The following is a 14765-nucleotide window of genomic DNA, read 5'->3' as shown; positions in this document are numbered from 1 at the left end:
GGCTTGCGACCGCGCAACGACAGCGATTCACGTTGCTGTCACAATCCTTACTGTGTGTAACCGGACCAACGATCAACAAAACGCAGCAAGCGGACGAAAGATCCGCGTTGTACTTGTGGACGACTTCAAAGCCTTCCGCGACTTCGCGGCAGGCGCCCTCAGCGCCGAAGCAGAGATTGAAGTTGTGGCCCAGGCCGCCAGCGGCCGGGAAGGGATCGAAGCCGTGTGTGCACACATGCCAGATCTAGTGGTGCTGGACATAGGACTGCCCGATCTTTGTGGAATTGATGTGGCCCACGTTGTGAGAAAGAGCGCTCCGCAAACGCGGATCGTGTTCTTGACGCAAATGTCAACGCCGGAAGTAATCGCTGCAGCGATGGAAACAGGAGCGATGGCATACGTGGTGAAGCAAAACGCTCACTCGGATTTTCTGCGGGCCGTTCGTGCGGCTCTAGCAGGAGAGCAGTTCGTCAGTAACACGCTGGACTAGGCAAATTTCCCCGGGTACTTGGTTCCCATTCCAAGACTCCTCCATGTAAGAAGGGCACGGCCAAAGCCGTGCCCTTCGTTTTCTGCGCTGGAAATTCTTTACGGCAAGTGCTGGTGTAGCCCGGGAACCGTCTTCACAATGTCGTTGAAGATGACCACGGCTGCGAACAGCATCAGGAAGACAAACGCGACTTGATAGGCGCGTTCCTTGATTCGCATGCTGATGTCGCGGCGCATAAGGCCTTCGATCAATAGCATCAGGATCATGCCGCCATCGAGGATGGGGATCGGGAACAAGTTGAAGATCCCAAGCTGCAAGCTGAAGAGCGCCATCATCCGCATCAATGGCGACCAACCGGGCTGCCGAGCTGCTTCGCCGGATGCCTTCGCCATGCCGATCGGGCTCGACATCGTCTTAATCGAAACTGCGCCCCGCGCCAGCTTTTTGACCAGGTCAACGACGAGGAATGAGAACTTCCGGTTTTCGTCGAGAGATTTCGACAGCGCAGCCTTGAACGGCAAGTGAAGCGAGATGTACTTCGGCTCCGATACCATGCCGATGCGATATCGGCTCTCGCCCTTGTCGTTGGTCAGCTGCGGCGTCACAGTAACCTTAAATTCCTTGCCGTCACGCTGCACAGTCAGCTCGACCGGCTTTTCCTTTGTCTGTTGCAGCATGGCGATCATCGACTCTGTCGAGTAGATCGGTGCGCCATCGATCGCCGTAATCGAATCGCCGACTTTGATGCCAGCCTTCGCAGCAGGCATCTCCGCTTCAAGACTGGCAACGGTGTTCGGATTGTACGGAGTCCAACCTGGATTGCTGCCCTGCTCTTCAGACCCCTTCTCGGGGACAACCGAAGTCGCAATCACCTGCCGGTCGCGCAGGAGATCGAGCCGTACCGCCGCTCCCGGACTCGTGGAGGTCTGGAGATAAACGTCTTCCCAAGTCGGATTATCGACGTTGGCGATTTTTACGATCGTGTCGCCGGCTTTCACGCCGACCTTGTCCGCGGTGCTACCCGGAGCAACGAACCCCACCGTCGCTTTTTCTCCCCAGAATGCCGGTTCTTCGTCGTGCACCATGTAGACCACGGTCAGCAGTCCGATGGCGAGCGCGATATTCATGAACGGGCCGGCGAGGGCGATGATGATCCGCTGCCATCGCGGATGAGACATGAACTCCTCGGGCGCGCCGGTACGGCTGTCCAGGGGAGTTTCGCCAGTCATCTTCACGTACCCGCCGAGCGGGAGAGCGCTGATGCGGTAATCGGTCTCACCGCGCCGGAAACCGACGAGCCGCTTTCCGAACCCGATGGAGAATGTCTCCACGCGAACGCCAAACAATTTGGCAGCGGCAAAATGACCGAATTCGTGAACGAGAACCAACACCCCGAGTACGAACACGATCGACACAATCGCTATGAGAAAACCTTCCATCCAACCTCAACTTAGAACTTCGTCAGGAATGTAGACCGACAACAGAGGAACGCAATTCCTGGATGTGCTTGCGGGCAATTTCACGCGCCGCCGCATCCGCCGAAAGGACCTGATCTATAGATTCCGGATGTGCCTCCGGCGTTTCATCTAATACGTGCCGAATCGTAGCCGGAATATCGTTAAATGGTATCCCACCCTCTAGGAACGCAGCTACCGCAACCTCGTCCGCAGCATTGAGCGCAATGCTCTTTGTCCCACCTTTTTCCGCGGCTTCGTAGGCCAATTGCAGACACGGAAACTTCTCTGGATCGGGAGGATAGAAGTCCAAATGCTTCAATTCCAGGACGGGAAACTTGAGATTAGACGGAATCCGATCTGGAAATGTCATCGCATACAGGATCGGTAACCGCATGTCCGTTACCGAAAGTTGCGCAAGTAACGAACCGTCCACAAACTCCACCATTGAGTGAATCGTGCTCTGCGGGTGCACGATGACCTCGACCCGGCTGGCTGGTAAATCGAACAGTCGGCACGCCTCGATCACCTCGAAGCCCTTATTCATCAACGTCGCAGAATCGATCGTGATGCGGCGTCCCATCTTCCACGTGGGATGGTTCAACGCCTGTTCGACCGTGATGTGCTCGAAGTCGGCTTTCGGCGTATGCAGAAACGGCCCACCGGAAGCGGTCAACCAGACCCTCTCGACTTCCTTCAGTCGTCCGCCGCGCATCGCCTGGTGGATCGCGTTGTGCTCGCTGTCTATCGGAAGGATCGGCTTGCCCTGCTTGCGCGCCTCAGCAGTGATCAATTCGCCGGCAGCCACCATGGTCTCTTTGTTCGCGAGGCCGATGGACTTCCCTGCCTTCACCGCCTCGTAGGTCGCTTTGAGTCCGCCGACGCCGACGATTGCACTGACCACGAAATCCACTTCCGGCAGAGTCGCACATTCGACAGTGCCGGCCTCGCCAGAGATAACTCTCGTTCCCTTCACGCCGGCATGCTTCAGCCGCTCGCGCAAAGTTTCAGCAACTTCTTCTGTGGCGACCGACACGACCTTCGGATGCCAGCGAACCGTCTGTTCGGTGACAAGATCAAGATTGCTTCCAGCTGCCAGAGACACGACTTCGAAAAGCTCTGGATAAGCTTCGACGATCTTGAGGGTGCTCGTACCGATGGAGCCGGTCGAACCGAGGATGGCGACACGCTTCAGCATCAAGGGAACCTCTAGGATATCGCAGTTGAGGCGCGTCGGGAAACGTGACCAAAGGTGGCGAACCATGGCCAGCATCACGCGCGCAGTGGTAAGCGCTCCGTCGGCATTTCAGGAGTATTCGTGCTTCCGTTTCGTCTTCCACGCTTGCGCAACGAAACTCGAACATTCGTCTCCGCTCCCAAAAACGTCACGCCGATTTCGTGGGGAGAGCAGTTTCACGATCAGGATTGGGTGAACCGGGAAGCGATGAAATTGATTCGAGAGGCGGGTGGAGTGGGCTAACCTTTTTCCAAGTTACCGGGAAGAAACGAGGAAAACTTACGGTAAAACCCGAAGTTAGATTCTGGTTAACATGGTTTTATAAGTGCTTATTTACTGGTGGTTTGCGGAGGCAGTATTTTCGCGGGGCACAAAATTGACGGTTTTGCCCCGTGATTTCTTTCCTGAAACGCCATAGAAAGCGGTGGTAAACCCTGGAATTTTGCTTGTCGTCGAATTTGCCGCAAAGGTGGTACAGGGCGAGTGAAAAATTTTGTTTACTGATGGGTAATAGCTCGTGGGGAGAGCGCGAGGGACAGAGCAGTGTGACGATAGGGGTCCTTCGACTTCGAGCGCTGTGCGCTCTCCGCTCAGGATGACAGAGGTTGAGATTAGCGGACGAATTCGAAGAGCACCAGGGCGACGGGGGCGGCGAAGAGGAGGGCGTCGATGCGATCGAGGATGCCGCCGTGACCGGGGAGCATGGTGCCGGAGTCTTTCACGTTTGCGCCGCGCTTGATTAGCGACTCCACTAGATCGCCGAGTTGAGCGGCGATGTTGAGGACCACAGCAACGACAGGAATTTTCCAACCGTGCAATAAACCGGGCACGTAACGTTGCAGTTCGTCAGCGCTAAGCGGCGTGTAGAACGTCATTCCGCCTTGGAGATGCAATGCGTGATTGATCCCAGGTGCGAAGGTTGTCAGCACCCAACACGCGAGCACACTTCCGACAACCGAGCCGACTGCACCCTCCCATGTCTTGTTGGGGCTGATGCGGGGCGACATCTTGTGTTTTCCGATCGCCTTCCCCGTGTACATTGCGACTGTATCGCCGGCCCAAACCGCAAAGAAAGTGAAAATGACGGGGTACCAGCCAAGGTCCTGCAACAGTGTAAGCGCGAACATCGGCAAGCCCACGTATAGCGGTCCTATGCTTGACATTGCCGCACTGGGAAATGCCTTCGACAATGGCTCCTGCCGCATGGCGAAGGCCATGAAGAAGAATGGCGAGAAGAGATACAGAAGGGTCGCAAACATTGCCGGAACTCGAACTGCAAGCAACGGCGTGTCGATTGAATCGTAGTGAGTGAACGGGAACGTCGCCAAAATAGACGCGATGAACAGCATGACCACGTAGAAATACGTAAGCCAGCGTATCGGCTTAACCCCATACGCTTCCACCAAATCTAAATACTCTTTGAGCGCCAGCAGCGCTACCGCACAGACGAGCAGCGTGAACAGCCAGCTTGGAGCTTTGAAGACGGCGAGCAGAACTAACGGGATCAGGACGAGAGCGGTGACGATGCGCTTCATCGCTTACGCGGAGTGGACCGTCGCGGGATGGATGCTTTCGATGCCGCCGAAGCGGCGTTCGCGTTTCTGGAACTCGGCGATGGCTTCTAGCAGCTTGACGCCGCTGAAGTCGGGCCAGAGGGTTTCAGTGACGTAGATTTCGGAGTACGCGGCTTGCCAGAGCAGGAAGTTGCTCAAGCGCATTTCGCCGCTGGTGCGAATGAGGAGGTCGAGTTCCGGCAACTGGCTGGTGTACATGTGCTGGTCGATGGACTCTTCGTTGATGTCGAGGTGGTTCAACCCGCCGTTGCGACGCGCGGCGTTGATCATCGACTTCACGGCATCCACAATTTCGGAGCGGCCGCCGTAGTTGATGGCGAAGGTCAGGGTGAGGCCGGTGTTGTTCGCGGTCTCCTCGATCGCCCAGTCCATGCGCTCCTGCACTTCGACGGGCAATTCGCGCCAGCGTCCAATGAACTGCACGCGGACGTTGTTCTCGTGGAACGACGACATTTCAATCTTGAGATAACGGCGCAGCAGGCCCATCAGGAACGAGACTTCGGTCTTGGGGCGGCGCAGCCAGTTCTCGACCGAGAAGGCATACAAGGTCATTGCGGGGATGCCGATGCGCGACGCGCACTGCACCGTGTTGCGGACGGCGAAGACACCCGAGCGGTGCCCGGCGATGCGCGGCAAATGTCGGCGCTTGGCCCAGCGGCCGTTACCGTCCATGATGATCGCGATGTGCCGGGGGAACCTAGCTGGATCAAGGCGGGAATAAAGCTCCGCTTCCTTGTGGCTCAGCCCGGCAGGAATGGATGCTCGCACGCCTACCTCGAGGGAAAGATTGACCCTAACATAGCGTATAACAAGATGCAAAGAACGGTAGTGCTGCTGCTGGTGACAAAGCATTCATCTTGGGACACTTGCGGGTGCGACGAAGGTGGAGAACCGGGTCGCATTCCGATCCGTATAATCGGAATACGTCGCAAGTCACCGAACCTTTTTGGGCTTCGTCCATCTAAGTAAAAGCAATGCAGAGTGGGTCCTCATTTCGCCGTTGTCTTGCGCTCATCCTGGCGCTCGCCGTTTTCACGCTGGCGGGCATCCAGATTGCGCACTGGGACAACGAGCGGAACGTCGGGCAGGCGGGGTTCAGAATCTCCCAGAACGCCGACGGACTCTGCCCCATCTGTAGTTCGACGCCGGTAGGACACGGCGCCGCTCCGACCACATCCGCTCCCGTTTGTTTTGAAGGCCAGGCGCAAGTTTTCTCAGTCGCCGCGCTGAGCGACGGGATCCAACCTGATTTTCATCTCCACATCCGGCCTCCGCCCGCTCTCGCGTAGTTCCTCGCGAGCGGTGCGTTTCCAACAAAAGCTAATGGATGTGGAGGTCCACGAGAGTGCGTCTACTCATAGTTCGTTGCCTATTTATTTCTGCTTTATTCCTCGCCTCAACTGCCCTGCTTGCCGGTGATTCTGCGCCCGGCGATCCACAATCGTCCGGCGGAAATACCGGAGCGATCGAGGGCACGGTTGCCGATCCTACCGGCGCCGTCATTCCGAACGCCACGGTCACGATCAAAAACCCGGTGACCGGCTACACGGCCAAGGCGGCGACCGGCAATGACGGCAGCTACATTTTCCGCAACGTGCCGTTCAACAACTACCACGTGACTGCCGAGGCGAAGGGATTCACCGCGGCTGTTGCCGACGCGGAGGTTCGCTCCGGCGTACCGTTTGCGATGAATCTGACGTTGCCGATCGCTGCGGCGGCCACGACGGTCGACGTGCAGGGCGATGCCGGTGACCTGGTTGAGACCGATCCTGTCTCGCACACCGATGTCGATCGCGGACTGATCGACAAGTTGCCGGTAGAAGGCTCGTCGTCACAGCTCAGCTCGGTCATCACGCTGTCTACGCCGGGCATTACTGCCGACTCGAACGGCCAGTTCCATCCGCTGGGCGAGCACGCAGACACCTCGTTCTCGCTCGACAACCAGCCGATGACGGACCAGCAGAGCAAGGTCTTCTCTAACCAGATTTCGACCGATGCGATTCAGTCCATGGAAGTAATTTCGGGTGTAGCTCCGGCAGAATTCGGCGATAAGAATTCGCTCGTCGTGCGCGTCGCTACGCGCTCGGGTCTTGGCCTGAAGCAGCCGACGGGTTCGATCTCGACCACGTATGGTTCGTTCGGAACCAGCACCACCTCGTTCAATATCCTGCAAGGCAACGACAAGCTTGGAAACTTCTTCTCTGTTAGCGGACTCAACAGCGGACGCTTTCTCGACACGCCGGAATTCATGCCGCTGCACGCGCGCGGGAATTCGCAGAGTGGTTTCGATCGCGCCGATTGGCAGGCAGGCACCGCAGATGTGCTGCATCTGAATCTTGGCTTCACGCGCTCGTGGTTCCAGATCCCGAACAGCTACGATCAGCAGTTCGCGCAGGAGACGCCGCAGGACCAGCGCCAGGAGATCAAGAGCCTGAACGTTTCTCCGGGCTGGACCCACACTTTCAACAACAACACATTGCTCGCGACCACGGCATGGTTCCGCCAGGACCAGGTTGGCTACTACCCGAGCGACGATATCCTCGCGGATCAGCCGGCAACGCTGAGCCAGTCGCGACGGCTGACGAATACCGGCATCAAAACCGATGTTTCGTATGTGAAGGGCATTCACAACTTCAAAGCTGGGGTGCAGTTCGAGCACACGATTCTCGGTGAGAGCTTCGGCTTTGGTTTGACCGATCCGCTTTACAACGCGCTTTGCGTGGATTCGTCAGGCTTGCCGGTGGTGGCAGCGGGAGTCATGAATCCGGGGGCGTGCGCGGGCTTCTCGACCGGCTACGCTCCGAATCCTGGCTTCGATCCGAACTTGCTTCCCTATGATCTGACGCGCAGCGGAATGCTGTTTAACTTCGTCGGACACGCCGATGTGAAGGAAGAGTCCATCTACGCGCAGGACGCCATCACGCTTGGCAAGTGGGTGCTGAACCTCGGCGTTCGCGGCGACAACTACAACGGCATTTCGTCGGGCCACTTGCTGCAGCCGCGACTCGGCGTCGCGTACAACGTCAACAAGACGCACACCGTTTTGCGGGCATCGTTTGGGCGCTTCTTTGAAACGCCCTACAACGAGAATCTGGTGCTGAGCAGCGCAACCGGGGCGGGCGGCCTTGCACAAGGCGGCGAAGCGATTCCGATCCAGCCAGGCCATCGCACGCAATACGACGCTGGATTGCAACAGGCAATCGGCAAGTGGGCCGTGGTGGACGCGGAGTACTTCTGGAAGTTCACCAAGAACGCCTACGACTTCGACACGCTCTTCAACACGCCGCTGGCGTTCCCGATCGAGTGGAAGCAGGCGAAGATTGACGGCTTCTCCGCGCGCGTCACCTTCCCGACGTACAAAGGCGTGACCGCGTACACCGTGCTCAGCCACACCCGGGCGCGATTCTTCCCGCCGGAGAACGGCGGCTTGATCTTCAATTCCGATCTGAGCACCACGCCGTTCCGGATTGACCACGACCAGGCGTTCGGCGCTTCAACCAACGTTCAATACCAGCCGAAAAAAGACGCGCCGTGGATCTCCTTCACCTGGCGCTATGACAGTGGCGAGGTTGCGGGTGCGATTCCGGATTTCGCGACCGCACTGACGCTTACCGGCGACGAGCAGGCGCAGATGGGGCTCTTCTGTGGCGACGTCTTTGCGGCTCCGGGAGCGCCGATTCGTTCGTGCGCTGCGGGCATCGGCGCAACGCGGGTGGTGATTCCGGCGGCTGGAACCTATGACGCGGACAAGAACCCGGCGCGCATCGCATCGCGCAACGTCCTCGACATGGGGATTGGCTGGGACAATATCTTCCACGCCGACCGTTATAAAACTGCGGTCAGTTTCACCGTTGCGAACCTGACGAACAAAGACGGGCTGTACAACTTCCTGTCCACATTCAGCGGGACACACTTCATCCCGCCGCGGTCGTACACGGGACAGGTGAGCTGGCACTTCTAACTTCAAAAGCCTTTACCACGAAGGACACGAAGGGACACGAAGGTTTTTTGAGTTCTTAATTTCCTTCGTGGAACTTCGTGCCCTTCGTGGTGAAAAGGATTTGATTTCCAAAAGTAAAAGCCAAGGCCGTCGCCTTGGCTTTTCTCGTGGACTATTGGGTAGGTCGTCTTACGAGAACTTCTACGCGGTCCTTCTGGGCCGCATGGTGATTTCGCGCACCTGGTTCAGAATGCTGTTGAGTTGCAGGCCGTTCAACTGCTGGCAAATCGGCATGAGTTCGGCGAGGAACGAATCGCTCATCAGGTCGCGCACCTGCTCTTCACGGCTCGGCTGGCCGCCCGTCAATAGATCGGGCAGGGTCACCTGCAGTGCTTTGGCAAGGCGCTCGAGCGATGAAAGTGTCGGCGTGGCCTTTTCGTTCTCGATCTTCGAGACGTACGTACGCGGCACCTGCATGCGCAGGGCGAGTTGGCGCTGGCTGAGTCCGGCACGTTGACGCAGGTTGCGGATGGATTGGGCAATCTGCAACTGCGAATGGGAACTGTGGGACGGTACGTGGACTGCGGGTTGCGGCGGCGCTATGACCTGTTCCGGTTCTTCCGGATCAAGCGATTGGCGGCATTTTCGGCAGAGATTGTTGGTAGTACGGAACTGGACGAGTGTGCATTTATCGCATCGAACCACTTCCCTGGAGTCAACAGGTGCGAGCGTGGTGGCCATCAGGTTGTGGAAGATGCCAGAGCTGGGAACATCTCCAGCTACTCACGATTTCGTGAAGTAGCTTTGCGTACTTTGCAAGAGGGGTACCTTTTGTGTCAAGACCTTTCGCCGGGAAAAACCGAATCCAGCGGGAAAGGACAGGCGGGAACGCAAGAACTTCCTAAGATTTCCGGCGAAAACCGGGAGAAAATCGGTACATTTCCGTAACAAGTACTAGGAGTTACTAATTCGATTCCTCTGACCTGAATATCACAAGAAAACGGCGCCAGATCGTGCTAGCGCCGTTTGGGAATGCACCGTGTTTTGAGTGCCTATTTACCGTGCGGAGGCACTCCTGCCGCGACCCGGACCACTTTCATCTCCGAAGCCGACAGGTTGTTATAGCGTCCAGACGCGAGTTGCTGTTGCCGTGCCTGAGGCGGCATGTTCTGCAAGGCATTTACCACGTTGCGCACGCCCGGTCGCGCCGATGCCATCTGCCGGTCTACCTTCGCGGAGCTGTAGCCGACCATCCGCTGGTTCGCCGGAGCGTTGTACGCGGATTCGCGCATTGTGGTCGGGTTCGATCGCGGATAAGGCGTGGAGTAACGCGGCGGCGCTACGCCCGCATTCGGGATATATGAGCCGTCGGGCGAGGAATTCTGATCGTCCTGATACGACGGATCCGAATCGTCAGACGCGCCAGCTGAACCGTAGTAGCCGTACGGTTGATAGGGATAGGACGAGTAGCCGTAGCCATAGGGATAGCCATAGCCGTATGGGTATCCGTAGCCGTAATACGGGTAGCCCCAGCCGAAGCCGATACCGAAGCCCCATCCATAGTAGGGATAGCCCCAATATCCGCCGTGAGAATGGCCGTAATAGCCGCCGTGAGAGTGACCGCCACCGTACCAGCCGCCGTGGCCGCCGTGGTATCCGCCGCCGTAGCCACCGTGATAGGCGCCAGCGCCATGGTATCCACCGCCATAGCCGCCTCCGTGATAGGCACCGCCTCCACCGTGGTAACCGCCGCCTCCTCCATGGAAGCCGCCTCCACCACCGTGGAAGCCACCACCACCGCCGCCGCCGTGGAAGCCCCCTCCACCGCCGCCGTGGAAACCGCCGCCACCACCACCGCCATGTCCGCCACCGTGCTGGCCGTAGGCCAACGCGGTACTCACGCTCAAGCTCACTAGAGCAATCAGAAGAACACGAAGAAATTTAAGGCCGTTCATCTGCGCCTCCTGCAGCGCGGGTGACCCGGAGCACTGCTGCCCCATTCGCGCACCAACACTTTGTATTGCAGATTTTAGCTCCGTTTCGGACCAACGGAACCTGCCAATAGGCATAGTTCCACGGCGAAATTGGGGGGAATTTCACGTAGGCAGGCCGTGCGATCGTCACGGATTCTATTGGCATGAACCCACCGTCCGAGGAAAAGTTTCGCCGCCACCAAAGTTTTGGAGAGCGGTGGCAGTGCTTCTGGCGGAGCAGCTGGAAGGCGACGGCATCGCTTATATTGGTTGGCGATGATGACACGCGAATCTGCCTGGGAATTGTTGACCGAGTTCACGCAATCGGAGAGCCTGCGCAAGCACGCGCTCGCCGTGGAATCTTGCGTTCGCGCTTATGCGCGCAAGTTTGGGGAGGACGAAAACAAGTGGGGGATCGTGGGGCTTATCCACGATTTTGATTACGAGAAATATCCGACCGCGGAGGAGCATCCGTTCAAGGGCAACGCGATTCTGGCGGAACGCGGGTGGCCGGAAGATGTGCGCCGGGCGATTATGTCGCATGCCGAGTACTCCGGCGTGAAGCGCGAGTCGCAACTGGAGAAAACACTGTTCGCTTGCGATGAACTGGCAGGGTTCATTACCGCCACCGCGCTGGTCAAACCGAACAAGTCGCTTGCCGAGGTGGAAGCCAAGGGCGTCCGAAAGAAGATGAAGGACAAGGCCTTTGCGCGCAGCGTGAATCGCGATGACATCGTCAATGGCGCGGCGGAGTTGGGCGTTGAGCTCGAAGAACACATTGGGTTCTGCATCGAGGCGATGAAGGGGATCGCGAAGGAACTTGGCCTCGAAGGCGTGCAGCCGCAGGCATAAGAAAAGGCCGGATTGCTCCGGCCTGATTCTCGAGTGGTGGTGAATCTAGATCGCGGTACAGGGCGCTAGCATGGTGGGGGCCACGACTTTTCCCGAGCCCATCTTGCTGCGATTCACGTCGACCTTCAGCGGCTGCGGCTTCTCCTGGCCGTCGAGATCGGTTTCCAACTGATAAATGTTGTTGTACTGACTGAAGGTGTGCGAGAACGTGGTGACAGCTCCGTCAACCTGGGAGGGCGTGATGACTACGCCCTTGGTGGATTCATCTAGCCGGAGCGGCACGATCACGGCTCCGCCGGTGGCGTCGGCCAGATCGGAGAGGCTCTGCATTGTGCCTGAGCCGTTGGCCGGAGGCAGCGCGATCACGAACAAGCGTGCGCCATGGTTCAAGAGCTGCTGTTGTAACTCGGTTGCCGTGGTTTTGCTGCCATTGTCGGGAGAATCCGCCAGCACCACGACGGAATCGCCACGATGCAGGTTCATGGTGGACATGCCGGCGACGATCGCGTCGTACATCGCGTTGCGATTGTCGGAAGCGGCTTGGAGTGCGGCGGTAACTGGCTGCGAGCGCGCGTCGGCTATACCGGAAACTTCACCCGCAAAACTGCCGTTCATCGCCGGACCCGGCGCGCTGTTGACGACACTGTTCGCAAGCTGTCGCGCCAAGTCGATCTTGATGGATTGCCCCATGCTGTTGTCGCGCGAGACGAGCAACAACGTGCTGTGGGGAAACAGCCCGTAGTCCATTGCCTTTACGGTAGCGTTTTGGCCCTTGATGCGCACCTTAAAGTCGCTCGGATCGAGCCCGGAGAGCGAGGAACCGCCCGGGTCGAGAACGACGAGTTGCACCATCGCGGGGCCGCATTTACTTGCTGCGAGTGCCGGGACCGGCAAAATGGAAGCAAGTGCGACAAGGCCCGCTGCTGCCCTCAACATACCTTGGGACCCTCCTGGGGAACATTTTTCGAGATACTACTACCCTCCCACCAAAAAGTGGCTGTCCTCATTTAACACGTGTATTAACAGTGAAGGCACGTCACGAAAGTCCCGAATGGCTACTGAACAACCGGTGCCGACGCTGCCTCGCTCGCCCACCCTCCGGCTGAAGCCGGCAGGGTGGGGCACCCACAGTTTGGGGCACCCACAGTGATGGGACATCGCGAACTAATTGCGCGCCGCCGCTGCGAGCTTTCCACTTCGGATCAGCGCTTCCGCCGCTGCGAAATCCGCCGTGAGAATGCGGTCTTCGGTGATCTGCGGTGAAACCGCGCGAACCGCAGCATGAACCTTCTGCAGGAGCTTCGTTGTTTTCAGCGGGGCTTTGAAGTCGAGCGCCTGCGCGGCCGCTAGCGCTTCGATCGCCATAACATTGCGCGTGTTCTGGACGATGCGCTGCAGTTTCAGCGCAGCCGTCATTCCCATCGAGACGAAATCTTCTTTATTGCCCGAAGTGGTGATCGAGTCCACCGACGCCGGATGTGAGAGCACCTTGTTCTCGCTGACCAGAGCGGCGGCCGTGACCTGCGGCATCATGAAGCCGGAATTGAGTCCTGCGCCGGGAGCGAGGAAGGCGGGCAGCCCTTCACTCAGCGCCGGGTTCACCAGGCGCTCGATGCGGCGCTCGGAGATTCCGGCAAGCGCGCTCAAGGCGATCGCGAGGAAATCGAGCGCGAACGCTACCGGCTCACCGTGGAAGTTGCCGCCGGAAATGATGTCGCCATGGACGGGCGCGTCGGAGCGCTCGCCGACCTTCTTCGGCTCTGGAAATACCAGAGGATTGTCCACCGCGGAGTTCATCTCGACTTCGAAGACGGAGCGGCAATAGTGGATGGTGTCGCGCACGGCGCCGTGCACTTGCGGCATGCAGCGCAGCGAGTAGGCATCCTGCACGCGGGCACAGTCTTTGTGCGATTCGTGAATCTGGCTGCCGGCGAGCAGGCGGCGCAGGTTCGCCGCGACTTGGATCTGTCCGGAGTGCGGGCGAGCTTTATGGATGCGCTCGTCGAACGCAGCGTCAGTTCCCTGCAGTACATCGAGGGCAAGCGCGCCGACTGCATCGGCGGTCTCGGCAAGAATTTCGGCGTCGAGCACTGCTAGCAGGCCGACTGCAAGCATCGCCTGGGTGCCGTTGATCAGCGAGATCGTTTCCTTGGCTTCGAGGGTGATCGGCTTAATCCCTGCTGCGCGCAGCGCTTCTGCGCCGCTGACACGTTTGCCTTGATAGAAGGCTTCGCCTTCGCCGATTAGCACCAGCCCCTGGTGCGCGAGAGGAGCGAGATCGCCGCTGGCGCCGACGCTTCCCTGCGATGGAATCACAGGATGCACCCCGCGGTTGAGCATCTCGCAGAGCGTGTCAATTACCAGGCCACGTACGCCTGACCATCCTTTGCAAAGCGAGTTGGCGCGCAGCAGCATCATGGCGCGGCTGACCTGCTCGCTGAGTGGATCGCCCACACCCACGGCATGGGAGCGCATCAAGTTGAGTTGCAGGGTGCGATTTTCTGCGGGAGGAATGCGGACATCGCTCAACTTGCCGACACCCGTCGTCACTGCATACGCGAGGCGATCGTTGGCGACGACATCTTCGATCACAGCGCGAGCGCGATCTACCGCGGCGCGCGCATCGGAATCCAGCAACACAGGACGTTGTTCGTAAACGACCTCGCGCACTTCGTCGAGGGTAAGAGTATTGCCAGTAAGATGAAGAGCTTTCATTCAGCCTCAGCTTGCGTCTCAACCGCGCGGCCTGCGGCCTGCCGGAAAACGCTCATATATTTCTCGGGAAACGGGACCTTCTGCATCTCGGCATTCACCACGACGTGCGTGCTCTCGCCTTCTGCGAGCAGCAGGCCGTCTTCGACCCGCAATATCTCGTAGGCAAACTGAATCAGCGAGGAGCGCAGTCGCGCGATGTGAGTGCGGATCGTAATCTCATCGTCATACCGCGCCGACGCCTTGTAGCGGCAGCGTACCTCGACGACGGGAAGATGCAATTGCTCCTGCTGTTCCATCTCGCGATAGGTGAAGCCAAGTTGCCGCATGAACTCCACCCGGCCCACCTCAAACCAGATGATGTAGTTCGAGTGATACACCACGTTCATCTGGTCGGTTTCGGCATAGCGCACGCGCAGGCGAGTATCGAGGACGGTTGCGGAACTCACGGGAGGAAAACAGGCCTTTCCTGAGTAGAAGATTGCCCCTTGAGGCTAGCACAGCACGCGACTCCTCGTCCGTTCCCACCCCTG

13 protein-coding genes are annotated in these 14765 nt (G+C 58.5%); 4 read left to right on the top strand and 9 right to left on the bottom strand.

The annotated features are described in order from the left end of the window. Window positions 1-115: 115 nt before the first annotated feature. Window positions 116-490 carry a response regulator gene (locus ACID345_RS07320; protein WP_049761786.1) on the top strand — a complete coding sequence of 125 codons (375 nt, stop codon included), beginning with the start codon at window positions 116-118 and terminating at the stop codon, window positions 488-490. Between the two features lie 98 nt (window positions 491-588). On the opposite strand, the gene rseP is transcribed toward ACID345_RS07320, so the two are convergent. The 4 genes from rseP to ACID345_RS07295 form a co-directional block, all read right to left on the bottom strand. Further along, window positions 589-1929, bottom strand: a complete 1341-nt coding sequence (gene rseP / locus ACID345_RS07315) for an RIP metalloprotease RseP (protein WP_011522224.1) — start codon at window positions 1927-1929, stop codon at window positions 589-591. Window positions 1930-1951: 22 nt separating this feature from the next. After that, window positions 1952-3139, bottom strand: coding sequence for a 1-deoxy-D-xylulose-5-phosphate reductoisomerase (locus ACID345_RS07310; protein WP_049762058.1), 1188 nt, complete (start codon window positions 3137-3139; stop codon window positions 1952-1954). A 653-nt stretch (window positions 3140-3792) separates the two neighbouring features. Then, window positions 3793-4716, bottom strand: coding sequence for a phosphatidate cytidylyltransferase (locus ACID345_RS07300; RefSeq protein ID WP_011522222.1), 924 nt, complete (start codon window positions 4714-4716; stop codon window positions 3793-3795). Between the two features lie 3 nt (window positions 4717-4719). Then, complete coding sequence (locus ACID345_RS07295) at window positions 4720-5523, bottom strand: isoprenyl transferase (RefSeq protein WP_011522221.1); 804 nt, start codon at window positions 5521-5523, stop codon at window positions 4720-4722. Window positions 5524-5729: 206 nt separating this feature from the next. On the opposite strand from ACID345_RS07295, the gene ACID345_RS07290 reads away from it, so the two are divergent. Next, complete coding sequence (locus tag ACID345_RS07290) at window positions 5730-6044, top strand: hypothetical protein (RefSeq protein WP_011522220.1); 315 nt, start codon at window positions 5730-5732, stop codon at window positions 6042-6044. 56 nt (window positions 6045-6100) lie between these two features. Further along, a complete protein-coding gene (locus tag ACID345_RS07285) occupies window positions 6101-8716 on the top strand; it encodes a TonB-dependent receptor (protein ID WP_011522219.1) in 2616 nt (871 codons plus the stop codon). Between the two features lie 180 nt (window positions 8717-8896). On the opposite strand, the gene ACID345_RS07280 is transcribed toward ACID345_RS07285, so the two are convergent. Further along, window positions 8897-9436: a helix-turn-helix domain-containing protein gene (locus ACID345_RS07280; protein ID WP_011522218.1), complete on the bottom strand. Its 540-nt coding sequence runs from the start codon at window positions 9434-9436 to the stop codon at window positions 8897-8899. Between the two features lie 311 nt (window positions 9437-9747). Then, a complete protein-coding gene (locus ACID345_RS26875) occupies window positions 9748-10650 on the bottom strand; it encodes a hypothetical protein (RefSeq protein WP_187148960.1) in 903 nt (300 codons plus the stop codon). A gap of 294 nt (window positions 10651-10944) precedes the next feature. Between ACID345_RS26875 and ACID345_RS07270 the strand changes: the two genes are divergently transcribed. After that, a complete protein-coding gene (locus tag ACID345_RS07270) occupies window positions 10945-11520 on the top strand; it encodes an HDIG domain-containing metalloprotein (protein WP_011522216.1) in 576 nt (191 codons plus the stop codon). A gap of 45 nt (window positions 11521-11565) precedes the next feature. On the opposite strand, the gene ACID345_RS07265 is transcribed toward ACID345_RS07270, so the two are convergent. From ACID345_RS07265 to ACID345_RS07255, 3 genes are all read right to left on the bottom strand, one after another. After that, entirely contained in the window at window positions 11566-12456 is an 891-nt protein-coding gene (locus ACID345_RS07265; RefSeq protein ID WP_011522215.1) for a hypothetical protein, read from the bottom strand. 228 nt (window positions 12457-12684) lie between these two features. Then, on the bottom strand, window positions 12685-14235 hold the full coding sequence (hutH, locus tag ACID345_RS07260) for a histidine ammonia-lyase (protein ID WP_011522214.1): 1551 nt from the start codon (window positions 14233-14235) through the stop codon (window positions 12685-12687). After that, window positions 14232-14681, bottom strand: a complete 450-nt coding sequence (locus ACID345_RS07255; protein WP_011522213.1) for an acyl-CoA thioesterase — start codon at window positions 14679-14681, stop codon at window positions 14232-14234. Before ACID345_RS07255 ends, hutH begins: the two co-directional genes overlap by 4 nt. Window positions 14682-14765 lie beyond the last annotated feature (84 nt).

The sequence above is a fragment of the Candidatus Koribacter versatilis Ellin345 genome (genome assembly GCF_000014005.1).
Classification (GTDB): Bacteria; Acidobacteriota; Terriglobia; order Terriglobales; family Acidobacteriaceae; genus Korobacter; species Korobacter versatilis_A.
Note: the sequence above shows the minus strand (reverse complement) of the source record. Positions and strands in the feature narration are given on the sequence as shown.